Origin of the sequence: Haloarcula pellucida, from assembly GCF_014647235.1 — an archaeon.
Classification (GTDB): Archaea; Halobacteriota; Halobacteria; order Halobacteriales; family Haloarculaceae; genus Haloarcula; species Haloarcula pellucida.
Genome location: NZ_BMOU01000003.1, coordinates 150,188 through 175,760, shown reverse-complemented (window position 1 = coordinate 175,760; position 25,573 = coordinate 150,188). Strand labels below are relative to the sequence as shown.

The window sequence follows — 25,573 nt, the reverse complement described above, 5'->3', positions numbered from 1 at the left end:
GGGGGGAACGTTTAATAAACGGGGCCTGCATCGTTCTGAACGAGATGCCCAGACTGAACGGTGGCGAGATTATCGCGAAGTATCTGGAGAAAGAGGGCGTCGAATATCTGGTCGGAATCCCCGGTCACGGGAGTACGAACCTGCTCGACGCGTTCAACGACTCCGACGTAGAGGTCATACAACCACGACACGAGGAAGGGGCGACACACCTTGCCGACGGCTACGCCCGCGCTAGCGGGGAGCCACTGGCCGTGTTCACCTCTATCGGGCCGGGCGCGACCAACACCGTCACCGGTGCCGCGACGGCGTACGTCGACTCCATCCCGATGGTCATTTTCACGGGTGCCCCACAGACCCACGAGTACGGGCAGGGCATCTTACAGGAGATAGAGCGCCAGAAGCCCGGCGACTTCCCGAGCGTGATGGAGCCAGTGACGAAACAGAGCTTCGAGGTGAGTGACGTCGAACGACTTCCCCGTATCCTCCGGCGCGCGTTCCAGGTCGCCTTATCCGGCCGCCCCGGGCCGGTCCACGTCGACGTGCCGATGGACGTACAGGGTGCGGCGGCCGACGTCGAACTGCCGGAACCCACACAGACCCGGCCCCACAGTCGACCGGGCGGAGACCCGCGGACGGTCTCTGACGCGGCTGAACTCTTAGAAGACGCCGAGCGCCCAGTCATCGTCCCCGGCGGCGGGACGATGCTCGCCGAGGCGTGGGACGAGGTGCAGGAACTCGCCGAACACCTGCAAGCGCCCGTTATCCCGACGTTCCAGGCGAAGGGCATCATTCCGGAGGACCACGACCTGTTCGTCGGCTACGCCGGGTGGATCGGGTCGTCGGCAGGCAACGAACTCGCCTCGAACGCCGACGTGATTCTGTCCGTCGGCTGTCGATTCACCGACATGCACACCTCCTCCTTCGAGGAGGGCGTCAGCTTCGAGATTCCGCCGAGCAAGCTCATCCACGTCGACATCGACCCTGAGGAGATCGGGAAGAACTACCCGGTCGAGGTCGGCATCCAGGGCGACGCGAAGGTCGTCACGCGTCAGATTACCGAGGAACTCCAGGAGCGCATGGACCCCGTCTCCCGGGAGGACAACGAATACTACCAAGAGATGCAGGACCTCTGGGAGGAGTGGGAAGGGATGGTCGCCGAGCGCTGGGAGGACGACAGCGTCCCGATGAGCATCTCGCGGGCCCTCGCCAGCCTCCGGAACGTCCTGCCGCGCGACGGCGTCATCGTCTCTAGTGCGGGCCAACCACAGGAGACGGTCAACCCCGAGTTCCCGGTCTACGAACCCCGTACAAACATCTCCTGTGGCGGGTTCTCGACGATGGGGTTCGGCGTCTCCGCCGCTATCGGCGCGAAACTCGCCAAGCCGGACAGTCCGGTGGTCGACGTCGAGGGCGACGGGAGCTTCATGATGTGCAATCAGGAAGTCGCCTGCGCCGTCGAACACGACGTCGACGTCACCTACCTCATCGTCAACAACCACGGCTGGAAGTCCATCCGGAACCTGCAGGTCGACAAGTACGGCTGGGACCGCGTACTCAACACGGAGTTCAACGAGGAGACGGACATCGACTTCATGTCGATGGCCGACGGATTCAGCGTCGAGTTCGCCGAACGGGTCGTCAAACCGGAGAAACTCGACGAGGTCCTCGAAGCGGCCATCGCCCACGATGGCCCGGCCATCGTCGAGGCCGTCGTCGAGCCGGACAACCCCGACTCCGGGGCCATCGTCACCGGTGAATGGGACCTCGCGGACCTAGAAACGTAATCGGCCCACAGCAGCGTTTCGGTTCTGCCCCTTTAGCTATACTCGCTAGCTATACGTATCGGCTATACGCAAGTGTATAGCCACCTAGCTCATCTTGACGAGGACTTTCCCGTCGACGCGCTTCGTGGCCTGTTCGATGGCCGTATCGGCGTTCTCGAGGTCGAACGTCGAGGTGACGATGCCGCGGTTGTCGAGTTGGCCGCTCGCCATCAGACGGATGACTCTCGGGAACACCTGTTGGCCGGTGTGGCCCTCGGAGCCGTACAACTGGGCGCTGTTGCCCTGATACTTCCGGAGCGCTATTTCGGGGTCAGAGCCGGCGTTACTGATGTGAACCACGTTCGCACGCTCGGCTAGCGTGTCCTCGATGACCGGGTACGTCTGTGAGACGGCACCGCTCGTCTCGACGTGTACGTCGGCGCCTTCGCCGTGAGTGACCTCCTGTACGGTCTCGACCGGATCGACCTCGATGGGGTTGTAGACGTGTTCGAACCCGAGGTCGTGGGCGATCTTGCGGCGCTGGTCGGACGGTTCGAAGGCGATGACTTTGCCGGCGCCGGCCGCCCGGGAGACGTTCATCCCGGTGAGACCGATGGGCCCGACGCCGTGGTAGACGTGGTAGTCGCCGGGCCAGATGCCGTCGGCCCGCCCGAAGAGGCCGTAGTAGCTGATAGTGCTCGGTTCGACGGTCGCGGCCGCGCGGTAGAGTTCGTCCTCGTCGTCGTAGGTCCGTTCGAGCGACGCGACGCTCCAGCAGATTTTCTCCGGGACGGTGACGTACTCCGCGAACGCGCCGTCCATCGTGAACCCGATCTGCTCGAAGTTCTCACAGTGGCCGTGGAACCCCTGCCGGCACATCTGACAGCGGGCACAGTAGTCCGTCACCTCGGCGGTGACCGGTTCGCCCTCCTCGAAGAGGTCGGCGTCGGCGCCCGTCTCGACGACCTCCCCGGAGAACTCGTGACCGGTGACGGTCGGGAACCGCGTGTACGCCGAGTAGTGCATGTACCCGTCGTCGTCCGTCTCCAGCATCGAGACGTCGCTGCCACAGACGCCCGCGTACTTTACGCGAACCAGTACTTCGTCGTCGGCGGGGTCGGGTCGCTCCCGCTCTGTGACACGTAGCTCGGGGTCTTTCCAGACCTGTGAGGAGTTCATCGCGCGGTGTCGGTTCGCTTCGTCCTCGGACAGGTCGTAGTCTGGACGCGGACTCCACTCCGCGTCGAGTACGAGTGCTCGCATCGTTGGCACAGAACACCCAGCGCAATATAACTGTACGGGGTCAGGCCACTCGGGAATCGCCGTCTCGACCCCACTCAGAACGTCTGCCACCCGCCGTCTACGTACACCATCTCGCCGGTGACGTAGTCGGCCTGCTCGCTCGCTAAGAAGAGCACCGTCGGCGCGATGTCCTCGGGATAGCCGGGGCGGTCGAGCGGAATCGGCTTCGTGAGGTCGCCCGCCGCGACGGACGCTTCTTTCTGGTCGGCACCGGCGCCGAACTCCGTGGCGATGTGGCCCGGGGCGACGGCGTTGACCCGGACGTCGTGGTCTGCGAGTTCGAGCGCAGCCCCCCGGGTAATCATGCGGATGGCACCTTTCGTGGAGTCGTACGGGATCTGGTCCGCCTGTGCGTGCGTCGAACTTATCGAGGCCGTGTTGACGATGACGCCGCCATCACCGCGGTCGCGCATGTCGGCGGCGGCCGCCTGCGTCCCGAAGAACACGCCGTTCGTGTTGATTCCGTGGATGGTCTCGAACGTGTCCGGGTCCACAGAGAACAGGTCGCCGCGGGTGAACCACCCGGCGTTGTTCACCATCACGTCGACGCCGCCGTACTCGCGGGCCGCCTCGACGACGGCCGCGATCGCGGCTGGATCGGAGACGTCCGTCTCGACGTACTCGGCGGTCCCGCCGGCGGCCTCGATGGCCTCGTGGGTCGGGCGGTCGGCGTCGGTGTCTTTCGGGTCCGAGTCGACGTCGGCGTTCAACACTGTCGCACCGGCGTCGCCGAACGCCAGCGCGATGGCGCGACCGATACCGGAACTGCCGCCGGTGACGATGACCGTCTCTCCCTCGAACTCGAAGGTAACGCGTCCCATAGGCTCATCTACGGTTCGTTCCAGTTAAATGGGCCGATTCACACCCCCTACGTGCGTAACATCTATGTAGCTCGGTGTAGACGTTCCCAATGCATGACCAGCAAGCAAGAGCAGTCGCCAGCGGCGACTGCCGTACCCGACTCCGTAGAGAACTACGTCGGTGGCGAGTGGGTCACGATCGAGGGCGACGCGGGACAGCCAGTCGTCAACCCGGCGACGGGCGAGACACTGGCAGACGTCACGTTCTCCGACCCCGAGACCGTCGACGAGGCCGTCCAGACGGCCACCGAAGCCTTCGAGGACTGGCGCGCGACCTCACCGGTCGATCGCGTCCAGTACCTCTTTGATCTGAAGCAGGAACTCGAAGACCGCCAAGAGGACATCGCACAGGCGCTCACGCGCGAACACGGCAAGACGCTCGGCGAGGCACGCGGGGAGATTCGCCGCGGCATCGAGAACGTCGAAGTCGCCGCCGGCATCCCGAACATGCTCCGGGAGGGCAGCGGCAACGTCGAGGGCGTCGCGAGCAACATGGACGAACACGCCGTCCGCCAACCGCTGGGCGTCTTTACCGCTATCACGCCGTTCAACTTCCCGGCGATGATTCCGCTGTGGTTCCTGCCCTACGCCGTCGCGACGGGCAACACGTTCGTCCTCAAGCCCAGTGAGAAGGTCCCGCTCAGTTCCCAGATTATCTTCGAGGCCATCGAGGCCGTCGACTTCCCCGACGGCGTCGTCAACCTCGTCAACGGCGGCGCCGACACTGTCAACGCTCTGCTGGAACACGACGACATCGCCGGCGTCTCCTTCGTCGGGTCGACGCCCGTCGCACAGCACATCTACGAGACGGCCGCAGAACACGGCAAGCGCGTGCAGGCACAGGGCGGCGCGAAGAACTACGCCGTCGTCACGCCGGACGCCGAACTCGAAGCGTCGGTGCCCAACATCATCGGCTCCGTCTACGGCAACGCCGGCCAGCGGTGTCTCGCCAACGACGTCGTCGTCGGCGTCGGCGACGTCTACGACGACCTGCGCGAGGAGATTCTCGACGACGTCGACGAACTCACCGTCGGCAACGGCCTCGACGAGGACACCGACGTCGGCCCGCTCATCACGGGCGAGTCCGCAGAGCGCGTTATCGACATGATCGAGGACGCCGTCGACGAGGGCGCGGACCTCGTCGTCGACGGACGTGACTTCGAGCACCCGGACTACCCCGACGGGAACTTCCTCGGCCCGACGCTGCTGGAGGGCGTCACGACCGACATGGACATCACCCAGACCGAGATCTTCGGCCCGGTGATGGCCCTGACGAAGGCCGAGGATCTAGACGAGGCCATCGAGATGGTCAACAGCACCGAGTACGGCAACGCCTCCTCGCTGTACACCGAGAACGGTGCCGAGGCGCGCAAGTACCGCTACGAGGTCGACGCGGGCAACATCGGCATCAACGTCGGCGTCTGTGCGCCGATGGGCTTTTTCCACTTCGGCGGTCGGAAGGGGTCGTTCTTCGGCGACCTACACGCCCAAGGCGAGGACGCGGTGAACTTCTACACCGACAAGACCATCGAGATCCAGCGCTGGTACAGCAACGACTGAACTCCTGCGGCCCCAGCTCCAAATTTCGAGCGCGACGGCGGTTTTCCGGGATAGTTCGGATCGAGAAGCGGTCGGTTCGTCGCTGGCAGCGACTCCACGAGGCGGTGTCTCGGTCGTGAGCGCTTCGGCAGAAACTGAACGACTCAGTCCGACGACGCGGGGACTCGTTCGTCGAGCGCGGCGGCGTAGTCCGCTATCGCTCGGTCGACGCTGTCCATCAGGAGCGAGATGTCCTTGCCGGCGATGAGGAAGTCGAATCCTTGCTCCAGTCGCGAATCGATAGCGTCGATGTCGACGGTGAGCGTTCCGACGGGGACGTCGGCGTTCTGGCTCGCCTCGATGACCTGTCCGATAGCCTCACCGAACTCGTCGGAGTCCCACTCGGCGAACAGTCCCAGCGACCCCGAGAGGTCGGCAGGGCCGACGAACAGTGCGTCGATGCCGTCGACGTTGGCAATCTCCTCCGCGTTTTCGAGCCCTTGCCGGGTCTCTATCTGTGCGATCGTGAGGATGGAACCGTTAGCGTTGCTCACGTACTCCTCGAAGTTCCGGCCGTAGCCCGTCGCGCGGCTCCCGGCGATGCCCCGGATACCCTCGGGCGGATACCGAATCGACTCGACGAGCGACCGGGCTTCGTCGGCGTTGTCTATCATCGGCACCATGACGCCGGCGACGCCGATGTCTACCACCCGTTTCAGACGGACGGGGTCGTTCCACGGGACGCGGACGACGGCCTCCGTCCCGCTTCTCGCGGCGTCGACGCCGCGGGCCATGTTCTCGACGGTCTCCAGCGACATCGTCGTGTGTTCCATATCGACCAAGACGAAGTCCAGGTCTAGCTGTGCCAGTCCCTCCGCGACTTTCGGGTGGCCGATGGAGAGCCACGTGCCGAGCGGATGGCCGCCTGCGTCGATCGAGTCCTTGATATCGGTCATAGCTGTTTTCGTCCGGCCAGTATCGCCGAGACGAGAGTCTCCCCCGACGGATACTGGCTCCCTATATCGACTCATTAGTCGGAGGCACAAAAATGTGTATGCTTCTCACAGTTCGTGGCACCCACGCGCTTCCGAATCCGCGCCGATAGGCGACCGGTGAGACGCGGGATACCCACCGGAACTTATAACAGGCCGAGCGATGATACGGGAAACGATGGGATTCGGCGTCGCCGCGTACGAGGCTATCACGCGTCCGCTACTCGGCGACGGCCGAATCGCCGGTACCCACCCCGGTCGACGGCCGACCGGACGCCGACACGGCAATCCCGAACCACAACTATGTACGAAGATTTCGCTTCCAAACTCGCAGCGACCATGTGGGCCGACTTCGACGAGACGCCCCGTCGTACCGACGGCCCCACAGCAGAGATAACTGACCTCGAGACGGTGGTCGTCGACGGGAACTTCCCGTGGACCATCGTCACCGTCGAGACCAGTGAGGGCGTCACCGGCATCGGCGAGGCCTACCCCTCGCCCGGCGTCCACGAGATCATCACCGACTATCTGCGCCCCGTACTGGTCGGCGAGAACCCGACCGACGTCGAACGGCTCTACAACCTGATGCGCGAGAGTCTCTCCGGGCGCGGTTCACAGGAGGGCGTCGGTACCATCGCCATCAGCGGGGTCGAACTCGCCCTCTGGGACGCCGCCGGCAAACTCCTCGATCAACCGGTGTATCAGTTGCTCGGCGGGAAGATGCGCGAGGAGGTCACCGTCTACGCCGACTGTCACGCCGGCGAGGCGATGGTCGAGTCCGCCGAGGAGGGCCAAGAGGAGTCCACCTACGAACCGGAGGCGTACGCACAGGCGGCACGCGCGGCCGTCGACGACGGCTTCGACGTCGTGAAGTTCGACCTCGACGTGCCGTCGGGGCGGGAGATAGACACGCTCTCGCGACACTTCGATCCGCCCGAAATCGAACACAAGCGGCAGGTCGTCGAGGCCGTCACCGAGGAGATCGGCCACGACGCCGAGGTGGCCGTGGACCTCCACTGGAACTTCAGCCCCGAGACCGCAGAGCGACTCTGTCGCGCGCTCGAACCGTACGACCTCGCGTGGATAGAGGACCCGCTCCCGCCGGAGAACACCGACGCGATGCGAGAGTTGAAGCGCCGCGTCGACGCGACCATCCTGACCGGCGAGAACCGCTACGGCCGCCACGGCTTCCGGGACCTCATCGAGGAGCAAGCCGTCGACTTCCTCGCGCCGGACGTCCCCAAGACCGGCGGCATCGCCGAGACGAAGAAGATAGCCGACATGGCCGAATCCTACTATCAGGCGCTCATCCCGCACAACATCGGGAGTCCTGTTGCGACGGCGGCGACCGCTCACGTCGGCGCGACGGTGCCGAACTTCGTCGCACTGGAGTACCACGCTCGCGAGGTGCCATGGTGGGAGGACCTGCTCGCCCGCGAGGAGGACTTCATCCAGAACGGGCGCATCCAGATTCCGGACGCCCCCGGTCTGGGCATCGAACTGGACTGGGACGTCGTCGAGGCCCACCGGAAGGAGTAGCAGCGTCGCGCCGCCCAGACACCTGCTCCCTTTTCTGTATGCGACTCCGTTCGCCTCCCGCAGTGTCTTCGCCGTCGAAACGAGCGATCCGAGCGTTCCAGACGCCGAACGGCCCGGTGTGACCAGAACACTGATAACGATTCTCGATGAATGATAGCGTATGCCACGGGAGAGCGGCAGTGAAAGCATCGCACAGTGCCTCGAGAAGGAGCGTCGGGTACCTCGTCGGCATCCCGGGTCGCGGGAGCATCCTGCTGATAGACGTGGTCGACGACGCCGCCGTCGGTTCGCCGAGCGGGTCTCCGAGCCGAGCGAACGCGACGCCGCTCTCTCGGGGGGCGGTCGAACACGACGGGCCGGCGCTGGGCGAGTCGCCAGCGAGAGACGACAGAGACGGGCGGCGTGACGACTGGTACCGCCGTTTGATTCACAACCCATGGTTGCCATCGATTACGACGCACATCAAGAACAGTACGAACCCGACGAACTACTCCGCTACGCCGAGTTAGCCGAAACGGCCGGGTTCGATATGATCTGGACGTCGGACCACTTTCACCCGTGGTTCCACAGTCAGGGGTCGTCCGGCTTCGCGTGGTCTTGGCTGGGAGCACTCAGCGAACGGACCGACCTCCCGATGGGGACCTGCGTGACGGCGACGACCGGACACTACCACCCCGGACTCATCGCACAGGCGTTCGCGACGCTGCAGGTGATGCACGACGAAACCGTCGTCCTCGGCGTCAGCACCGGCGAAGCGATGAACGAGAAGCCACTCGGGTTCCCGTGGCCCGAGTATCCCGAGCGACGACAGCGGCTCAAGGAGTCACTCGAAATCTGCCGCTTGCTCTGGGAATCCGACGACTTCGTCGACTACGACGGCGAGTACTACCAACTCGACGACGCGCGGCTATACACCAAGCCGGAGACGCCGCCCGAGATACACGTCGCGGCGAACGGGCCGGCGACGGCGTCGCTCGCCGGCGAGTACTGCGACGGGTTCATCACCGTCTTGAAAGACGAGGAGTACACCGACAAGCTCTATCCGGCGGTCCGTCGGCACGCCGCAGACGCGGGACGGGACCCCGATGCAGTCGAGACCACGCTGCTGGTCACGGCGTCGTATCACCCGGACTACGAGACGGCCTACGAGGCGACGAAGCCGTGGTGGGCCGCGACACAGGACGTCTTCGGCCGCGGACTCGCTAACCCGAAGGAGATAGAGGCGGAAGGCGAGAACGCCACTCGCGAGGAAGTCGAACACAAGTTCCTCATCGCCGACGACCCCAGCGACGTCGCCGCACAACTGGAGGCGTACGCCGAACTCGGTTTCGACCGAATCACCCTCGGGAACACCAGCCCCGAACCCGAGCGGTTCTTCGAAGTGATGGGCGACGACGTCATCCCGTCGCTGTAACGCCGTCGCCGATTCTCGAGCGGGGCTCTCGTGTAACCGTCTGCCAGCGAAAACCGCGGTGCCGGGACCTACTGTGGCTCGTTGACCGGGTTCTCTGGAGCCGTCCCTTCGAGGACGCGACGGACGTCCCGAGCGGCCGTCCGTCGCCGGTCCTCGTTCGCTTCCTGAGAGAACCACGCGACGTGAGGAGTGAGTACGACGGTATCGAAATCGCGGAGCGGGCTCTCGAACGGCGGGGCCGCATCGCCCTGACTGGACGGTTCCGTTTCGAATACGTCGAGTCCGGCCCCGGCGATCTCGTCGTCGCGCAACGCGTCGACGAGGTCGTCTTCGACCACGAGTCCGCCGCGCGCGACGTTGACGAGAAACGCCGAGTCCTTCATTCGCTCGAACGCTTCAGCGTCCATGGTGCCCTTCGTCTCCTCTACGAGGGGCGCGTGCAGCGAGACGGCGTCGGAGACAGCCAGCAGCTCCTCGAACTCGACTTTCTCGACGTCCGCTCGGGCCATCTCCTCGGCGTCGATGTACGGGTCTGACGCGACGACGTCCATCCCGAAGGCCTGTGCCTTCTCGGCGACGAGTTTCGCTATCGTCCCGAACCCGACGAGTCCGAGTGTCTGTCCCCGAAGCCGGTGAACCTGTGTCGTCGTCACGTCCTGTGCCCACACGCCGTCGTGCATGGCGGTATCGTACGTCGAGAGATTCCGCTCGAGAGCGAGCAAGAGCATGATGGTGTGCTCTGACACCTCGTCCTGACAGTATACGGGAACGTTGACCACGTACATCCCCCGCTGTGCGGCGCGTTCGGTATCGACACCGTCGACGCCGATGCCACAGCGGGCGATGACCTCACAGTGGTCGAGTGAGTCGATGACAGCAGACGTATAGGGGGCGGCCAGAAGCCTGTCGATGACGGCGTCGACGTCGGCGAGTTCCCGTTTCAGGTCGTCGGTGGTTTCGATGTCGACTGGACGGAGCGTCACGTCGAGGCCGTCGAACACTGCTTCTTCTACGCGCAGGTCGAACGCGCTCCCCGCGGTGACACCGACAGTTCTGGTACGGTTTGGTTTAGTCATACCGCTGCGTGCTCTTCTCGGACCGATCGAAAAGTAGTTTTCTATGCCGCCGGTCGCGTTCGCTGCGCTGCCACTATGCCGGAGGGTCGCGGTGAGTCGAGGGCCGACCAGCAGCATGACCCGACGCCCGGAACGTCCTCCACGCCCGAATCGGACCTCGAAACATTAGTTTCGAAATAAACAGTTGAACTCAACAGCATGATTTATTACGTAGGAAAGATAGGGTGGTGATGTGACCCGAGTTAGCAATGAGGAGACGGATAGTGGCAGTGAGACGAACGACTCATCTGGACGACGGCCCACGTCACGGCGAAAGTTCATCGGTGCGACCGCAGGTGTCGTGGCCCTATCCGGCCTCGCCGGTTGCGGAGGCGGTGACGGTGGCTCCGGCGGCGACGGCGGTTCGACCGGGTCCGGATCGAACCAGACCGCACAGGAACTGTCTATCGCGGCCGTCGAGGGGTCGGGACGCCTGTTCAAACGTCTCGTCGACGAGTACGTGGCCGAGGATACGGGAATCACGGTCAACGTCGAACTGTTCCCGTACGCGAACCTCTTCGAGAAGACGAACAGCGTCCTCTCGACACAGGGCGATGCGTACGACATCGCGTTCATGGACGACCCGTGGTTCCCGCAGTTCGCCGGGCACGTCGATCCGATTCAGCAGTGGCTCCCGGAAGACCTGCCGACGGACCAACTCATCGACACCACCGTCGACATCGCGACGTGGCCCACGCCGGGCGCGCCGAACATCCCGTCCGCAGAAGGGATGGACCAGCAGATTCGCGGGCAGGTCATCGTCGGTAACACGCAGTTGTTCGCCTACAACAGCGGGTTCTACGACCAAGTCGGCGCGGATGCGCCCGAGACGTGGGGTGACGTCTACGATGCCGGGCAGAAAATCTCCCAGCAGGTCGACGGGGCGAACGGGTACATCATCCGTGGGAAACGTGGCAACCCGGTCATGGCGAACTTCTTCGCCCTCGGGAACGCCATCGGCGGAACGATGTTCGACGACGACTGGCGGTACAACTGGGCCGGCGAGAACGGCACGGAGGCGGTCCGGTTCTACACCGAGGACCTCAAGTCCATCAGCCCTGACGGCGTCACCTCGTTCGACAGCGACGCAATCCTCAACGGGTTGGCGAGCGGGTCTGCCGCGCAGGCCCCGGCGTGGCCGTCTGCGGCCTCGCTCCTCCTCGATTCGGAGGAGTCCGACGAGGCGGACAACATCAAGTTCACCCCCATCCCGAAAGGCCACAAAGGTGCGAAGCGACGGGCGCCGACCCAGGGGAACTGGATCATGGGTATCAACAGCTACATCGACGACTCGAAGAAGAAGGCGGCCGGCGAGGTCATCCGCTCGGCCATCTCGAAGGAAGCACAGAACAAATACGTCGAACTCGGTGGCGTGCCGTTCCGCCACGACACCTTCGAGGAGAACATGGACGCCCAGCCGTGGTTCCCCGCGCTGTACGAGAGTCTCCAGACCGCACAGTACCGGCCGCGGACGCCGCTGTACTCGGAGTTCGGCATCGGGCACGGCGAACTGCTCAACGCCGCGCTCGCCGGCGACCTCTCCCCGAGCGAGATGACCCAGAAGGCGAAAGAGCAGGTCGAAGGCATCCTTGCAAACGCGAACTACTACGAGTGAAACAGACAACTATGGAACGCGATTCACGCCCGACCCTGACGTGCCCCGGTGCCCGTCACGTAGCGATAGCCCCATCACCGTCCAGAGAGGAGACCGATGGCGACTGACACGGACGGCGAGACAGTGACCTCGGAGGTCGCGCAGTTCAGCACGGATACCTCTAGCCGTGAGGAGGTGCTGCTGTGGGTCGACGACCACCTGAAGTGGTTGATGACGATTCCAGCGGTGCTGATTCTGTTCTCGCTGACGTTCTATCCGTTGCTTCGTGCGCTGCAGTTCTCGACGCAATCGTATCTGCCGACCGGGACGGTCTTCGTCGGTATCGAGAACTACGTGCAACTGCTCAGCGACGGGGCGTTCATCAACTCGCTGGTCGTGACGGCGAAGTTCGTCGGCATCGCCGTCACGCTCGAGTTCATCCTCGGGTTCGCCATGGCGCTGGTGCTGAACAAGAAGATCAAAGTCAGGGGCCTCTGGCAGACGCTCATACTGATTCCGATGATTCTCTCTCCGACGGTCATCGGACTGATCTGGCGGCTCATGTACGCGCCCAACGGCCTGTTGGACTACATCGCCGCGCCGCTGACCGGCGGGGCGAACGTCGGGTGGATCAGCGAGACGAGCGTCGCGCTGTACTCCGTCATCCTCACGGACATCTGGCAGTGGACGCCCCTCGTGGTGCTGGTGCTGTTCGCGGGACTGCAGTCGGTTCCGGACGACATCAGTGAGGCGGCGATCATGGACGGCGCGTCTCGACGACAGCGCTTCATGGACATCACGCTGCCGTACCTCAAGTCCCTGATCGTGTTGATTCTGATCATCCGGCTGGTGGACGCCCTCCGCGTGTTCGCGAAGGTGTTCATCCTCACTCGCGGCGGCCCGTCCGACGCGACGAACGTGATCAGTATGGAGATGTACCGGACCGCGTTCCGGTTCAACAACTTCGGCGAAGCGTCCGCGATGGCCGTATCGCTCCTCGTGTTGGTGTTGATACTAGCCATGAGCTTCGTCAATATCGCTAACGTGGAGTTCGGCTCATGACGACGAAACAAGACACCCCGGTCGAAACGATGCCCTACACGGAACCGTCGGGGCTCGAAAAGCTACACGAACGCCTCACGGAGACGGGACTCACGAAGGCCGGCGTCTACGGCGCGCTCGCCGTCTTCCTCGTCTGGACGCTGTTCCCAGTCTACTGGCTGGTGACGGCCACCCTGAAGACGCGCGAGACGCTGCTGTCGTTCCCGCCACAGTGGATACCCGTCGACGCGCAGTTCGCCAACTTCGCGCGACTGTTCGCAGAGCGGCCCGAGTTCGTGACGTTCATCACGAACAGCGTCATCGTCACCGTCGTCACGACGGTCATCGCGACGACCATCGGTGCGATGGCCGCGTACGCGTTCGTGACGTTCGATTACCCCTACAATCTGGACTTTCACCTCCCGTTCTACATCCTGTCGACGCGGTTCATGCCGCCTATCGTCACGATAATTCCCCTGTTCGTCATCTTCCGCGGGTTCGGGCTCGTGAACACGCTTCGGGGACTCATCCTCGTCTACACGATGTTCAATATCCCGTTCGCGGTGTGGATGATGAAGGGGTTCTTCGAGGAGGTACCAGAGAGTCTCATCGAGTCGGCGATGATCGACGGGCACACCCACCTCGGCGCGTTCTTCAAAATCGTGCTGCCACTCGTAAAGCCCGGGCTCATCGCGTCGGCCATCTTCACGACGATCATCACGTGGAACGAACTGCTGTTCGCCGTGATCCTCGCACAGAGCTCGCAGGCCATCACGGTCCCTGTGGGACTCGCTTCGTTCGTGACGAAGTTCTCGGTGCAGTGGATCAACATGAGCGTCGCGGCGACGATAGCCCTCGTCCCGGTCTTGCTGTTCGCGTTCATGGCGCGCCAGCAACTCGTCAGAGGGTTCAGCATGGGGGCAGTCGGCAAATGACCGCCTACTGCCGTCTACAGGTGAGCGGGCGTGCCGGACGGTCGGCACCGAACCGAGTCACTGCGACAACGGAGGTTGACAAGCAATGGTAACTGTCGAATACGATTCAGTCAAGAAGGCGTACGGCGAAACGATAGCGATCGAGGACATCGACCTCGAGGTCGACGACGGCGAGTTCACGATTCTGCTCGGCCCGAGCGGGTGCGGCAAGACGACCACGCTCCGGTGTCTCGCAGGGCTCACCGAACCCACCTCGGGAACGATCACGCTCGACGGCCACGACGTGACCAACGTCCACCCGAAGAACCGGAACATCGCGATGGTGTTCCAGAACTTCGCGCTGTACCCGCACATGACCGTCCGAGAGAACATCGGCTACCCGCTGAAAGTCGCCGACGTCGACAAAGAAGAACGCGAGAATCGCATCGAACAGGTCGCGGAGACGCTGGAGATTCCGGAACTGCTCGATCGGGACATCGCCAACCTGAGCGGTGGGCAACAACAGCGCGTCGCGCTGGGTCGGGCCATCATCCGCCGCCCGGCGGTGTTCCTGATGGACGAGCCACTGGCGAACCTCGACGCGAAGCTGAAGATCAGCATGCGCAGTCGAATCAAGGTGCTCCAGCGGGAGATGGACATCACGACGCTGTACGTCACCCACGATCAGGAGGAGGCGATGTCGCTCGGTGACAAACTCGTCGTGATGGACCAGGGGAACATCCAACAGATCGGGAGCCCCGACGAAGTGTACCACCAGCCGGTGAACCGGTTCGTTGCGGGGTTCATCGGGTCGCCCTCGATGAACTTCATCGAGGTCACGCATTCGGAGGGCCAGATTCAGGCCGTCGACGCGCCGGCGGCCTTCGACGTGACGCTCGACGACGCCGTCACGAAGCGATACAGCGGCACCGACGAGATGACGCTCGGCGTCCGCCCGCAGTACTTCACCATCCACACGGACGAGACTGCCAACGCTGTCGAGGCCGAGGTCGAAGTGACCGAACCACAAGGTGACGAACAGATAGTCGAAGTGGCCGCTGGCGACGTGAGCCTGACCATCGTTGCGCCGAGTACCATCGATACGACGCGTGGCGATACAGTGTGGCTCACGCTGGAGGACGAACTCGTCCACGGCTTCGATCCCGATACGGGCGACCGAATCGGCGACCCCGAAGAGATGGTTGCGACGACGCGTGCTTCCTCGTCGGCGGGGTCGAAGTCATAGACTCAAGCGCTTCGACTACCGCTCGTCCCGTCCGCTCGCGACAGAGTCCGTCACTTCTCGAAGGAGACGACCGTCTTTATCGTCTCGTCCGTATCGCTCAGTGCGTCCTCGACTCCGTCGACGGCGTACACGCCGCTGACGAGGCCGTCGAGGAGCGACGTAGGCACCGCCTGTAACCACTCGACCGCAGCCTCGAAGTGAGGTCGGCGCGAGTTCACGACGCCGAGGACGCCCTTGTTGTTGACGACGAGGTCCGAGTGGAAGCCGCCACCTTCTACCTCGAACGTGCTATCGCCCGGTATCCCCTGTAGGGTCACGATGCCGTTGGGACCCAGCGCGCTCACTGCCTCGATAGAGTGCTGTGGATAGCCGGTCGTCTCGAAGACGAAGTCCGCCGGTTCGTAGACAGCGGGAAACTCACTCAGTTCGGTCTCCCGCGAGTCGACGTACGTCCCGCCGACCGATTCGACGAACTCGATGGTCGGGTCGGGCCGGTCACGCCGACCGAGACAGTACGTCCGATCGAACTCGTCGCCCGTCGAGAAGCGAGCGAGCGCCAGCAACCCGAGGTTGCCGTTGCCGAGGACGAACGCGCTCTCCGGTCGCCAGTCGAACCCCGAGCGAGCCGTGAACGCCTGATCGAGCGCTTTCTCTGCGATGCTGGCCGGTTCGACGAAGAAGCCGTAGTCGGCGCGGTCGTCCGGCACGGAGACGAGATATTCCGGTTCGACGGTGAAGTACTCCGCCATGAATCCGTGTGCGCCCGTGATTCCGCACTCGTGGAACGTTCCGGGCGGCGCCATGTCCAGTTCCTCGTTCTCGGCGAAGCGCGACGGCGGGTCTTTCGGCCTGCGGACCATGGGTGTGACGACGTCTCCCCGCTCGAAGGAACTGCCGGTCGGGTCCTCGACGACGCCGACGGCCTCGTGACCGACGACGAGGTGGTCGTCGCCGTCCGGAGGGTCGCCGCCGATGTCGCCGGCGACGATTCGCCTGTCGGAGCCGTCGATACCGACGTGGAGCGTCCGTACGAGCACTTCGTCGTCGGCCGGCACTGGTTTCGGTTTCTCGACGACGCGCAGGTCCGGCCCCTCAGGATAGAGTGCGACGGCTTGCATTGGAACAGGGAGAGAGTTCAGTCCGCCGAGTAATAATCATTCGCCTGCGCTCGTGCGGCGGTCGGCGACAGCACATAGATTTTTCATCGCCTCGGTCGAATGCTGTCGTATGGTAGCAGCTACCAGTTCGAGAACGTATCGACCCGAGCGAGAGGGCGGACCGAGGACTGAACGGTATCCCCACGGACGAAGCGTCGTCGGCACTATCGAGCGGGGCGGTCCAGCACTCGCGGCGACGCGGGACGCGCCGCGCGTCACGGCGACAGCCGACGAGTCCACACAGAGAGCCGACACTGCGGTCGTCGACCACACGAGGTGAGTGGGCATGCAACGACACGACCCTAACTGGACGGCATCGTTCGATACGCCGGTCGGCAAGCGAGGTCACTGATGACGCTCGACGTCGGCTTCCTCGGCTACAGTTTCATGGGGAAGGCCCACGCGAACGCGCTCGCCCGCCTGCCGATGTTCTTCCCGGACGCACCCGAGGTGAACCGCTCGGTACTCGTCGGCCGGACCGAGAGCGCGGTCCGGTCGGCCGCAGATAGACTGGGGTTCGACCGAGTCGAGACGGATTGGGCGGACGCCGTCGACGACGTCGACGTACTCTACAACCTCGGACCGAACCACGTCCACGTCGACCCGACGGTTCGGGCACTGGAGAACGACGTCCACGTCTTCTGTGAGAAACCGCTCGCGCCGACGCTCGACGGCGCTCGGGAGATGGCGGCCGCGGCCGAAGCGAGCGACGCGATAGCGGGGGTGGCGTTCAATTACCGCTATCTTCCAGCGATACAACTCGCGAAGCGGCTGCTCGACGCCGGCGAGTTCGGCCGGATTCGTCGGTTCCACGGCCAATACCTGCAGGGCTGGCAGGCCGACCCCGACGACGAGTGGACGTGGCGAAACGACGAGGCGAGCGCCGGCAGCGGTGCCGTCGGCGACGTCGGCGCTCACACCATCGACCTCGCTCGATTCCTCGTCGGCGACCTCGAACGGGTCTCTGGCCACCTCGAAACGTTCATCCACGAGCGTCCGACCGGCGACGGTGAGAGGGAACCGGTCACGACCGACGACGAGTACTCCGCCCTCGCCGCCTTCGAGAACGGTGCGATGGGCGTCTTCGAGGGGTCCCGGGTGGCAACGGGGCGAAAGGGAGACAACACGGTCGAGGTGTACGGGTCGAAGGGCGGCTTCAAGTTCTCGATGGAGCGGCTGAACGAACTCGAAGTGACCACCGAGACGACCGACGGCTTCGACCGCATCCTCGTCACGGAGGACGATCACCCGTACATGGACGCGTGGTGGCCCACCGGCCACATCATCGGCTGGGAGCACACCTTCGTCCACGAGAACTTCGAGTTCCTGTCGGCTATCGCAGACGGGGGATGCTACGAGCCGAGTTTCGATGCCGGGCTTGCCGCACAGCGCGTCGTCGACGCCATCGAGCGGAGCCACAGTCAGGAGACGTGGGTTTCTCTGCGTCGACGGGAGTGAGAACCGGACTACGACCGCGTCAGTCGTCGGTGCGCGGCGTCTCCCCGCGATAGGTCCGGAACAGGTCGACGATGACGCGCAGGTCCTCTCGCGCCTCTGCGAACGTCGTTCGGACCGGGGACTCGTCCTCGGTGGCCTCGATAAAGTACGCCAGTTCTCGCTTGAACGGTTCCTCGTACGATGGCGTCTCCACCGTGTCTGTCAGTTCTTCGAGCCCCTGTTTGATGCGGAGTTCCGTCGGCGTGTTCTTGATGAACGGGTTCGAGAAGTCGATGGAGACCATCCCGTCCGGCGAGTCGACGCGGATGAACTCCTCGAACCACTTCCGGTCGGAGTCCCCGGTCTCTAAGATGCACTCGGTGCCGTCCTCGTAGGTCATGTGTGCCGTCGCGTAGCGGCCGTCGGCCAGCACGTTCACGTGGTCGATGCGTTCGACGTCGCCGAACAGCCCTCGGAGCGCGTTCACGTCGTGACAGACGTGTTCGAGTTGGAAGTCGTAGGCGTCGACGAGCATCTCGTCGTCCGTGCCGATGGCCTGCTCGATGTCGGCCTGCCGTTTGGCGCCGCTCTCCTCGATGACCGACTCGGGCGGCGAACCGGGGACCAGATCGTACACCTCCTCGACGATTCGAAAGTGGTCGGGGTCGACGTCGTAGGCGGTGACGAGGTCTATCTCGTCTAACTCGCCGACGACCTCCTGGGCTCGCTCGTAGGACGGGTCGTAGCGTTTCATGTAGGCGACCATCGCCGTCGCATCGCTCGCCTCTGCCGCCTCTACCATCCTGTTTGCGTCTTCGAGCGACGCCGCGATCGGCTTCTCGATCAGCGTGTGGATGTCCGCACCGAGCGTATCGACGGCGACATCGGCGTGTGCGTGTGACGGCGTGAGGACGACGACGGCGTCGAGTTCGTCACCGACGTCGGCGAGGAGTTCCTCGTGTCCCGCGTACACGTTCGGGACGTTGTACCGCTCTGCGAGCGTCTCCGCTCTATCCTCCGCAGGGTCGGCGAAGGCGTGGAGTTCTGCCGCCTGTAGCTCGGCGAGGTAGGGGATGTGCATGACCTGTGCGACGAGGCCGCAGCCGACGATTCCAAATCGCATTGTCCGCAGTTCTCTGTCGTGAGGTTTATACTTTCTGGTGGCCGCGGTCCGGCCACTGCTGGTGTGTCGACCGACCGTCCGCAGGAGTAACATTGATACAGTGAGCCAGAGACGTACCGACACCAGTTCCGACAATCATGAGCACGGAGACAGACCGCCGCGACAGATCACGCATCGAGACGCCGACCGACAGCCACGACGGACCGACCGAACAGCGGCGACGATGATCGTCGAACTCAGCGCAGCGCTCGCGCTACTCGCATCGGTTTTCTCGGGACTGCAGGCCATCAGCGTCGAGTACGGCCTATCGAGCGGGGAGTACGACGACGACCGGTCGCCCGCGCTCGCGGCCGCCTTCATCAGTATTCTCGTCAGCGTCCTCGTCTTCTGGGGCCTGTTGTTCGTCCGAGGTGCCGCGCTCGGTTCGCTGACGATCGAGACGGCCGCACCGTTCGTCGTCGCGGGGCTCGCGAATCCGGCGGCGTTCCGACTGCTGTACTTCCAGAGCATCGACCGCATTGGCGCGCGCGTCTCCGCGGCCATCGTCAGTGCCAACCCTGCCATCGCCGCGATACTCGCCGTGCCGCTGTTCAGTGAGCCCTTCACTGTGGTCTCGGGTATCGGCCTGCTGTGTATCGTCGGCGGCGGCGTCGTGTTACAGGTCACAGAGGGCGCAGACGAGTCACACGACGACCTCCTCGTGGAGGAACTCGCGAGCGTCGGCGTTCGTGACCTCGTTCTCCCCGTCGGAGCGATGCTACTACTCGGCTGTTCGTTCGTCCTCGTGAAGATCGGACTGAACGGCTACGGTAACACGCTGGTCGGGACCGCTGTCGGACAGACGTCGGGGCTCGTCGCGTTCGTGTTGCTGTTTGGCGCCTCCAGCGCGTCGCGCCGTCGGGTCGGTATCCGCGACCGAGTGGCGCTCGTCGCGTTCACCCTCGCGGGCGTCTTCGTCGCGGGGAACTGGCTCGCGTGGTTCTCCGCGCTTCGCATCGGGACCGTCGTGACCGTCGTCCCGCTCTCGAACGTCTACCCGCTCGTCGTCGTCGCGCTCTCGTATGCTCTCGCACGACAAGTTCCGCAGTCGCCCCGCGTTCTCTCCGGCATAACGAGCATCGTCGTCGGGGCGACGCTGATGCAGTTAGCCTGATACTGGTGGCTGTAAGTTCGTACAGATATTCGCTACCCCGGGGTGACGAATTACTGCAGTTTGTTACAGCCACCAGTATGAGACTGGTCCGTCGGGGTCCGAGGAGACGACCGAACTCGCCGCCTCACTCAGCGGTGAGTTGTCGCCAGTAGTCGTAGTTCTCCATCGCGTGGACGAGCGGCTTTTCGGTCTGGTTCTCCATCTCGATGGTGTAGTGACCGTCGTAGCCGACCGCCTCCAGCGCCTCGTAGACCCCAGCGAAATCGATGATGCCCTCGCCCAGATCCGTGAACGAGCGGAAGTAGTTGATGACGTTGTCGAGGTGGAAGTCCCCCTCGGTGAGACTGTCACGAACGTCGGCGAAACCGGTCGGCGGGGCCACGTCCTTGAGGTGGACGTACGCGATGTCGTCGGCGAACCGCTCGATACCGTCGGTCACGTCACCGTCGGGGAAGTTCTCTCCATAGGGGTAGTAGTGGGCGGTGTCCCAGAGGAGTTCGAGGCCGTCGACGGCGTCGAGCAAGTGTCGGACCTCCGCCGCGTTCTCGACGTGGGTCGCGCCGTGGTGGTGGACGAGCGGCGTCACGCCGGCGTCGGTCGCCGCCTCGGTTATCCGGGTGAACCACTGTTGGACTGTCTCGTCGTCCTGTCGCCCACGCTGTGGTGGCAAGAGCCCGAGATACTCGGCGCCGAGGTCGGCGACCCTCGGTACGTCGTCGACTACTCGGTCGACAGCCGCCTCGGTTTCGAGCCACTCGCTCATCACGCAGTAGAGGTCGAGGTCGTTCGCCTCGAGTAGCCGTCCGACTGTGTCGAACCCCGTCGTCCTGATCTTTTCAATGCCGATCTCTGCGCCGTCGTACCGACAGGCAGCGATGTCACGGAGCGCTCGGTCGATGTCCGCCGCGTCGTACATGATAGTCGTGTATCCAACGCCCATACACCATCAGGGAGCGTGAGACGGTAAATAGGTTCGGGTGGCTCCGTCGACGGCGCTACCAACTCATCCAGTCCGGGTCTTCACAGCGGTGAGTCCGCTCGATGTCGTCGATGCGCGCGATGTCCTCGGCGTCGAGGTCGACCGAGAGCGCCTCGAAGTTGTCCCGGAGGTGGTCGACCGAACTCGTCCGCGGGATAGCAGCGACGTCGTCCTTCGAGAGAAGCCAAGCGAGGGTCACGACCGCCTCGGAGACGCCGTGTTTCTCCGCGACCGCCGAGATGGCGTCCACCTCGAACACTTCGCCCTGTGCCAGCGGCGAGTACGCGACGACCTGCGTGACGGTGTCCGAGAGGAAGTCACGGAGTTCGTCCTGCTGGAGCAGTGGGTGCATCTCCACCTGCAAGGCGTCGATGGGGACGTCTACGAGGTCCCGAGCGAGTTCCATGTCCGCTATCGTGTAGTTGCTCACGCCGAGATGGTCGACGACGCCGTCCTGGACGTACTCTTCGAGAACCGGGAGGACCGTCTCGATGTCGCCCTGGCTTCGCGGCCAGTGGTGATACAGCAGGTCGATGCGCTCCAGTCCGAGGCGGTCGAAGCTCTCCGCGACGGCGCGACGGACGTAGGACTCGGTCTTCGCTGGCTCCTCGAAGTGTGCGACCTTCGTGGCGACGAAGAGGTCGTCCCTGTCGACGTCGCTGTCCGCGATAGCCTCCCCGACCTCGCGTTCGTTCTCGTAGAGTCGGGCGGTGTCGAGGTGCCGGTACCCGACGTCCAGTGACGCCGCGATGGTGTCTCGTCCCGTCTCTCCCGTGAGAGAGTACGTTCCCAAGCCGAGCCGTGTCTGTTGGTCGAACACGTCTTGGCCTTCTCGGTCGAGGATTAAATCTGTGACGGGTACGGCCATCACTCGGGCCTTGGCGGGGCCGCGACATCGCTGATACCGGCCGATGCGACTGCTCCGGAGTCTACAACGTGGTCGCGTCTCCGACCCATACGAGCGGGAGCCGTGCGATCGTAATACTCCGACCACACAAGTCCCGGAGTCACTACGTCTGTGGGTTGGTCCCGTTCGAACCACCTGTTCGCGTAGTGCGAACGCCTTCGGCACGAGAGGATAACATACGTACACGCGTTATTACCGTCGCGGCCGTTGGGACGGCCCGAGGCAGTCCATCGAATCCGCCGTCTGCGGTCCGATATCGCGGTCCCGTAAGGCGGACGGTGGTCGCTCTATCAGCGAATCGTCGGAACGCTGTCGACCACAGCGTTCGTCAGTAGCGAACACAACCGCCGCACGTGAACGTATAGCAAGGGGTTGATCACAGCCACCCTGACCGGTCGGTCGCTGCCGATGTGGGCCGATGCGGGCGGCGTGTCGTTTCTGTGGCCGATACCGCCGCGTCACAGGGGACTGACGTCACAGGCGTGGGCCTTTCGTGTCGGGTCGTATGCCGACCGTTCGTGCCGATTCCCCCCTCCTGTCCGGCGACAGCGACCCCGTCGATGCGTGACTTCGCGGCCGCATTCGTTCGGCCTCTGCGAACTACCAACACTTCGAACGGTGGTCGACCGAGTGCCGGCTTCCGGTTCCAGAGCGTATGTGTCAGATATCGGTAGCGGACCGTCTGAGCTGCTATAGTAGCCATCGAAAATCGATGCACACCCGACCGCACGACGGCGGTGCGGTCGGTGTGTGAACCGTTTCAATTGTTACTCTAGTGGCGCTCGGGGCTGGCGACGCCGGCGTTGGCGAGGTATCGCGTCTCGAAGGAGGCCGTGTGCGATATCGAGCGCCTCGGCGACACGCCCGGCATCCACGACGACACCGGTGACGCTTGGCCGGAGCGGTAGGTCGAACCTTGTCCTGTCGGCGCACTCATCGGTCGTGTGACGGCGGCCCGGCACGGAATTTATATACCGGTACGTCTGTATCGTAGGTACATGCCAGTAGCTTGGTTGAGTGCGATTAGTACCAGCGACGTCGATAGCGCCGGTGGCAAAGGCGCCTCGCTCGGCGAGTTACGCGACGCGGGGCTTCCGGTGCCACCCGCATTCGTCGTCACCGCCGAGACGTACCGGGCCTTCATCGAGGAGGCCGGCATCGCGGACGACCTGTTCGAGGCCGTCGACGTCGATAGCGAGGACTCCGCCGCCCTCGCGTCAGCCGAACAGCGAGCGCGCGAACTCATCGTGGATACGGACATCCCCGAGCGCGTCGAGTCGTCGATTCTGGCCGCCTACGACGACTTCGAGGGTGACCCGTTCGTCGCGGTCCGCTCCTCGGCGACGGCCGAAGACTTGCCCGACGCCTCCTTTGCCGGCCAGCAGGAGACGTTCCTCAACGTCGACCGGGCGGACCTGCTGGACCGAATCAAGCGATGCTGGGCGTCGCTGTTCACCCAGCGGGCCATCTACTACCGCGACCAACAGGGCTTCGACCACGAGACCGTCGACATCGCCGTCGTCGTCCAGCGGATGGTCGACGCCGAGAAGTCCGGCGTCATGTTCACCCGGCATCCCTCGACCGGTGAGCCCGAAATCACCGTCGAAGCCGCGTGGGGCCTCGGCGAAGCGGTCGTCTCCGGTGCCGTCTCGCCGGACAACTACTCCTACGATCGCGAGGCGGAGTCCATCGAGACGGTGACCGTCGCGACGAAAAAGACCATGCACGTCCGCGACGACGAGACCGGTGAGACGGTCGAACGGTCGGTTCCGGACGAAAAGCAGGACGAACGCGTCCTCGACGAGACGGAACTGGCAGAGCTACACTCCCTCGGGGAACTGATCGAGGACCACTACGACCAGCCACAGGACGTCGAGTGGGCCACCAGCGACGGCAGTATCTACCTCCTCCAGTCGCGGCCGATAACGACTATCGAGGGGTCTGCCGACGAGTCTCGTAACGACCACGCCGATACGGACGGTGGCGGGACCAGCGACGTACTCGTCGACGGACTCGGCGCGAGTCCCGGCACGGTCACGGGCACGGCCCGCGTCGTCGGCACGCTCGACCAACTCGATAAAGTCAATCAGGGAGACATCATCGTCACGGAGATGACGACGCCCGACATGGTCCCCGCGATGAAACGAGCCGGGGCGCTCGTCACGGACGAGGGCGGGATGACGAGTCACGCGGCCATCGTCTCCCGCGAGCTCGGCGTCCCTGCGGTCATCGGGTCCGAGAACGCCACCTCGACGCTGACCGACGACCAGATGGTGTCGGTCGACGGTGACCGCGGCGTGGTCGCCGACGGACACAAGGAGCCTGCGACCGATGGCGAGCCACGGTCGGCGTCGAGTGGCCGACCCGACGGGTCGGCCGGCGACACCAAACCGATGACGGCGACGGACATCAAGGTCAACGTCTCGATTCCCGAAGCAGCCGAGCGGGCGGCCGCGACGGGCGCCGACGGCGTCGGTCTGCTCCGGATGGAGCACATGGTGCTGTCGACGAACAAGACGCCCCAGCAGTACGTCGACGACCACGGCGAAGAGGCGTTCGTGAACACGCTTACGGACTCCATGCGGACCGTCGCCGAGGCGTTCTACCCGCGGCCCGTCCGCGTTCGAACGCTCGATGCCCCCTCCGACGAGTTCCGGCAACTGGAGGGCGGCGACGACGAACCGAGCGAACACAACCCGATGCTGGGGTATCGCGGCATCCGCCGGTCGCTAGAAGAGCCAGCGACTTTCAAACTCCAGTTGCGCGCGTTCAAGAAACTCTACGAGATGGGGTACGACAGTCTGGAGTTGATGCTCCCGCTGGTGACCGACGCCGAAGACGTCCACCGAGCGACGGCGTCGCTGCGAGAGGTCGGGATCGACCCCGAAAAGCGCGACTGGGGCGTGATGGTCGAGACGCCGGCCAGCGCGCTCTGCATCGAGGAGCTCTGTGAGACGGGGCTGGATTTCGTCTCGTTCGGCACGAACGACCTCACCCAGTACACGCTCGCCGTCGACCGCAACAACGGTACGGTCGCGGACCGCTACGACGAACTCCACCCGGCGGTGATGGGGTTGCTCCACGACGTCATCGAGACGTGCCGAGAGTACGACGTATCGACGAGTATCTGCGGGCAGGCGGCCTCGAAGCCGCGCATGATTCAGGAACTCGTCGACGCCGGCATCACCTCCGTCAGCGTCAACGTCGACGCCGTCCACGACGCCCAGCGCGAAGCCAAGCGCGTCGAACAGCGCCTCATTCTCGAATCTGTTCGGGATTGAGGGCAGACGCCGGACGGCTACCGGCCGATGCTGAACCAATGGGGGGGACGACCACATCGACGAAGGGGCGCATCGACGAAGGGGCGCATCGACGAAGGGGCGCATCGACGAAGGGGCGCATCGATACCGCAGGCCACTCGCTTCACAGTTCGAATTCGGCCTCGTCGCTACGATACCCAGACGTAACCATACGTTGGTCCGTCCACCACGTGTGTCG

21 protein-coding genes are annotated in these 25,573 nt (G+C 64.1%); 13 read left to right on the top strand and 8 right to left on the bottom strand.

The annotated features are described in order from the left end of the window. The first annotated feature begins 44 nt into the window (after positions 1 to 44). Entirely contained in the window at positions 45 to 1,784 is a 1,740-nt protein-coding gene (locus IEY28_RS10635; protein ID WP_188997175.1) for a thiamine pyrophosphate-binding protein, read from the top strand. An 84-nt stretch (positions 1,785 to 1,868) separates the two neighbouring features. On the opposite strand, the gene iolM is transcribed toward IEY28_RS10635, so the two are convergent. Then, complete coding sequence (iolM, locus tag IEY28_RS10630) at positions 1,869 to 3,026, bottom strand: scyllo-inosose 3-dehydrogenase (RefSeq protein ID WP_188997173.1); 1,158 nt, start codon at positions 3,024 to 3,026, stop codon at positions 1,869 to 1,871. A 74-nt stretch (positions 3,027 to 3,100) separates the two neighbouring features. Next, positions 3,101 to 3,886: an SDR family NAD(P)-dependent oxidoreductase gene (locus tag IEY28_RS10625; RefSeq protein ID WP_188997169.1), complete on the bottom strand. Its 786-nt coding sequence runs from the start codon at positions 3,884 to 3,886 to the stop codon at positions 3,101 to 3,103. A 93-nt stretch (positions 3,887 to 3,979) separates the two neighbouring features. Between IEY28_RS10625 and IEY28_RS10620 the strand changes: the two genes are divergently transcribed. Next, positions 3,980 to 5,485: a CoA-acylating methylmalonate-semialdehyde dehydrogenase gene (locus tag IEY28_RS10620; RefSeq protein ID WP_188997167.1), complete on the top strand. Its 1,506-nt coding sequence runs from the start codon at positions 3,980 to 3,982 to the stop codon at positions 5,483 to 5,485. Positions 5,486 to 5,628: 143 nt separating this feature from the next. On the opposite strand, the gene IEY28_RS10615 is transcribed toward IEY28_RS10620, so the two are convergent. Next, entirely contained in the window at positions 5,629 to 6,420 is a 792-nt protein-coding gene (locus IEY28_RS10615) for an HpcH/HpaI aldolase family protein (protein WP_188997165.1), read from the bottom strand. A 339-nt stretch (positions 6,421 to 6,759) separates the two neighbouring features. On the opposite strand from IEY28_RS10615, the gene IEY28_RS10610 reads away from it, so the two are divergent. The 3 genes from IEY28_RS10610 to IEY28_RS10600 all read left to right on the top strand — a co-directional run bounded on the left by IEY28_RS10610 (position 6,760) and on the right by IEY28_RS10600 (position 9,409). Beyond that, positions 6,760 to 7,995, top strand: coding sequence for a mandelate racemase/muconate lactonizing enzyme family protein (locus IEY28_RS10610; RefSeq protein ID WP_188997163.1), 1,236 nt, complete (start codon positions 6,760 to 6,762; stop codon positions 7,993 to 7,995). Positions 7,996 to 8,174: 179 nt separating this feature from the next. Next, complete coding sequence (locus IEY28_RS10605) at positions 8,175 to 8,504, top strand: hypothetical protein (protein WP_188997161.1); 330 nt, start codon at positions 8,175 to 8,177, stop codon at positions 8,502 to 8,504. Continuing rightward, complete coding sequence (locus IEY28_RS10600) at positions 8,432 to 9,409, top strand: TIGR03557 family F420-dependent LLM class oxidoreductase (RefSeq protein WP_188997159.1); 978 nt, start codon at positions 8,432 to 8,434, stop codon at positions 9,407 to 9,409. Before IEY28_RS10605 ends, IEY28_RS10600 begins: the two co-directional genes overlap by 73 nt. Positions 9,410 to 9,477: 68 nt before the next feature. On the opposite strand, the gene IEY28_RS10595 is transcribed toward IEY28_RS10600, so the two are convergent. Next, positions 9,478 to 10,485, bottom strand: coding sequence for a C-terminal binding protein (locus tag IEY28_RS10595; protein ID WP_188997157.1), 1,008 nt, complete (start codon positions 10,483 to 10,485; stop codon positions 9,478 to 9,480). 340 nt (positions 10,486 to 10,825) lie between these two features. Here IEY28_RS10595 and IEY28_RS10590 point away from each other — a divergent pair, with 340 nt between their 5' ends. The 4 genes from IEY28_RS10590 (at position 10,826) to IEY28_RS10575 (ending at position 15,319) form a co-directional block, all read left to right on the top strand. Continuing rightward, the gene (locus IEY28_RS10590) at positions 10,826 to 12,139 is read left to right on the top strand and encodes an extracellular solute-binding protein (protein WP_220639437.1); all 1,314 of its coding nucleotides are present in this window, start codon (positions 10,826 to 10,828) and stop codon (positions 12,137 to 12,139) included. Between the two features lie 96 nt (positions 12,140 to 12,235). Beyond that, complete coding sequence (locus tag IEY28_RS10585; RefSeq protein WP_188997155.1) at positions 12,236 to 13,180, top strand: carbohydrate ABC transporter permease; 945 nt, start codon at positions 12,236 to 12,238, stop codon at positions 13,178 to 13,180. Then, the gene (locus tag IEY28_RS10580; protein ID WP_188997153.1) at positions 13,177 to 14,094 is read left to right on the top strand and encodes a carbohydrate ABC transporter permease; all 918 of its coding nucleotides are present in this window, start codon (positions 13,177 to 13,179) and stop codon (positions 14,092 to 14,094) included. The genes IEY28_RS10585 and IEY28_RS10580 overlap by 4 nt, the downstream gene beginning before the upstream one ends. Positions 14,095 to 14,179: 85 nt before the next feature. Continuing rightward, positions 14,180 to 15,319, top strand: coding sequence for an ABC transporter ATP-binding protein (locus tag IEY28_RS10575; protein ID WP_188997151.1), 1,140 nt, complete (start codon positions 14,180 to 14,182; stop codon positions 15,317 to 15,319). 50 nt (positions 15,320 to 15,369) lie between these two features. On the opposite strand, the gene IEY28_RS10570 is transcribed toward IEY28_RS10575, so the two are convergent. After that, positions 15,370 to 16,437, bottom strand: coding sequence for a glucose 1-dehydrogenase (locus IEY28_RS10570; RefSeq protein ID WP_188997149.1), 1,068 nt, complete (start codon positions 16,435 to 16,437; stop codon positions 15,370 to 15,372). Between the two features lie 109 nt (positions 16,438 to 16,546). Between IEY28_RS10570 and IEY28_RS10565 the strand changes: the two genes are divergently transcribed. Together IEY28_RS10565 and IEY28_RS10560 are read left to right on the top strand one after the other, a co-directional pair. After that, complete coding sequence (locus tag IEY28_RS10565; protein ID WP_188997147.1) at positions 16,547 to 16,756, top strand: hypothetical protein; 210 nt, start codon at positions 16,547 to 16,549, stop codon at positions 16,754 to 16,756. A gap of 71 nt (positions 16,757 to 16,827) precedes the next feature. Further along, positions 16,828 to 17,934: a Gfo/Idh/MocA family protein gene (locus tag IEY28_RS10560; RefSeq protein ID WP_188997145.1), complete on the top strand. Its 1,107-nt coding sequence runs from the start codon at positions 16,828 to 16,830 to the stop codon at positions 17,932 to 17,934. A gap of 19 nt (positions 17,935 to 17,953) precedes the next feature. Here the strand turns inward: IEY28_RS10560 and IEY28_RS10555 are convergent, their stop codons facing one another. After that, on the bottom strand, positions 17,954 to 19,036 hold the full coding sequence (locus IEY28_RS10555) for a Gfo/Idh/MocA family protein (RefSeq protein ID WP_188997143.1): 1,083 nt from the start codon (positions 19,034 to 19,036) through the stop codon (positions 17,954 to 17,956). Positions 19,037 to 19,259: 223 nt separating this feature from the next. On the opposite strand from IEY28_RS10555, the gene IEY28_RS10550 reads away from it, so the two are divergent. Next, positions 19,260 to 20,189: an EamA family transporter gene (locus IEY28_RS10550; protein ID WP_188997141.1), complete on the top strand. Its 930-nt coding sequence runs from the start codon at positions 19,260 to 19,262 to the stop codon at positions 20,187 to 20,189. Positions 20,190 to 20,313: 124 nt separating this feature from the next. Here the strand turns inward: IEY28_RS10550 and IEY28_RS10545 are convergent, their stop codons facing one another. Continuing rightward, positions 20,314 to 21,129 carry a sugar phosphate isomerase/epimerase family protein gene (locus IEY28_RS10545; protein WP_188997139.1) on the bottom strand — a complete coding sequence of 272 codons (816 nt, stop codon included), beginning with the start codon at positions 21,127 to 21,129 and terminating at the stop codon, positions 20,314 to 20,316. A gap of 55 nt (positions 21,130 to 21,184) precedes the next feature. Next, positions 21,185 to 22,036: an aldo/keto reductase gene (locus IEY28_RS10540; RefSeq protein ID WP_188997137.1), complete on the bottom strand. Its 852-nt coding sequence runs from the start codon at positions 22,034 to 22,036 to the stop codon at positions 21,185 to 21,187. A gap of 1,037 nt (positions 22,037 to 23,073) precedes the next feature. Here IEY28_RS10540 and ppsA point away from each other — a divergent pair. Then, positions 23,074 to 25,356: a phosphoenolpyruvate synthase gene (gene ppsA, locus IEY28_RS10535; RefSeq protein WP_188997135.1), complete on the top strand. Its 2,283-nt coding sequence runs from the start codon at positions 23,074 to 23,076 to the stop codon at positions 25,354 to 25,356. Positions 25,357 to 25,573: the final 217 nt, after the last annotated feature.

Coding starts and splice junctions, on each gene's coding strand:
- IEY28_RS10635 (WP_188997175.1), top strand. CDS start 45: ATGCCCAGACTGAACGGTGGCGAGATTATCGCGAAGTATCTGGAGAAA.
- iolM (WP_188997173.1), bottom strand. CDS start 3,026: ATGCGAGCACTCGTACTCGACGCGGAGTGGAGTCCGCGTCCAGACTAC.
- IEY28_RS10625 (WP_188997169.1), bottom strand. CDS start 3,886: ATGGGACGCGTTACCTTCGAGTTCGAGGGAGAGACGGTCATCGTCACC.
- IEY28_RS10620 (WP_188997167.1), top strand. CDS start 3,980: ATGACCAGCAAGCAAGAGCAGTCGCCAGCGGCGACTGCCGTACCCGAC.
- IEY28_RS10615 (WP_188997165.1), bottom strand. CDS start 6,420: ATGACCGATATCAAGGACTCGATCGACGCAGGCGGCCATCCGCTCGGC.
- IEY28_RS10610 (WP_188997163.1), top strand. CDS start 6,760: ATGTACGAAGATTTCGCTTCCAAACTCGCAGCGACCATGTGGGCCGAC.
- IEY28_RS10600 (WP_188997159.1), top strand. CDS start 8,432: ATGGTTGCCATCGATTACGACGCACATCAAGAACAGTACGAACCCGAC.
- IEY28_RS10595 (WP_188997157.1), bottom strand. CDS start 10,485: ATGACTAAACCAAACCGTACCAGAACTGTCGGTGTCACCGCGGGGAGC.
- IEY28_RS10585 (WP_188997155.1), top strand. CDS start 12,236: ATGGCGACTGACACGGACGGCGAGACAGTGACCTCGGAGGTCGCGCAG.
- IEY28_RS10580 (WP_188997153.1), top strand. CDS start 13,177: ATGACGACGAAACAAGACACCCCGGTCGAAACGATGCCCTACACGGAA.
- IEY28_RS10575 (WP_188997151.1), top strand. CDS start 14,180: ATGGTAACTGTCGAATACGATTCAGTCAAGAAGGCGTACGGCGAAACG.
- IEY28_RS10570 (WP_188997149.1), bottom strand. CDS start 16,437: ATGCAAGCCGTCGCACTCTATCCTGAGGGGCCGGACCTGCGCGTCGTC.
- IEY28_RS10565 (WP_188997147.1), top strand. CDS start 16,547: ATGGTAGCAGCTACCAGTTCGAGAACGTATCGACCCGAGCGAGAGGGC.
- IEY28_RS10560 (WP_188997145.1), top strand. CDS start 16,828: ATGACGCTCGACGTCGGCTTCCTCGGCTACAGTTTCATGGGGAAGGCC.
- IEY28_RS10555 (WP_188997143.1), bottom strand. CDS start 19,036: ATGCGATTTGGAATCGTCGGCTGCGGCCTCGTCGCACAGGTCATGCAC.
- IEY28_RS10550 (WP_188997141.1), top strand. CDS start 19,260: ATGATCGTCGAACTCAGCGCAGCGCTCGCGCTACTCGCATCGGTTTTC.
- IEY28_RS10545 (WP_188997139.1), bottom strand. CDS start 21,129: ATGGGCGTTGGATACACGACTATCATGTACGACGCGGCGGACATCGAC.
- IEY28_RS10540 (WP_188997137.1), bottom strand. CDS start 22,036: ATGGCCGTACCCGTCACAGATTTAATCCTCGACCGAGAAGGCCAAGAC.
- ppsA (WP_188997135.1), top strand. CDS start 23,074: ATGCCAGTAGCTTGGTTGAGTGCGATTAGTACCAGCGACGTCGATAGC.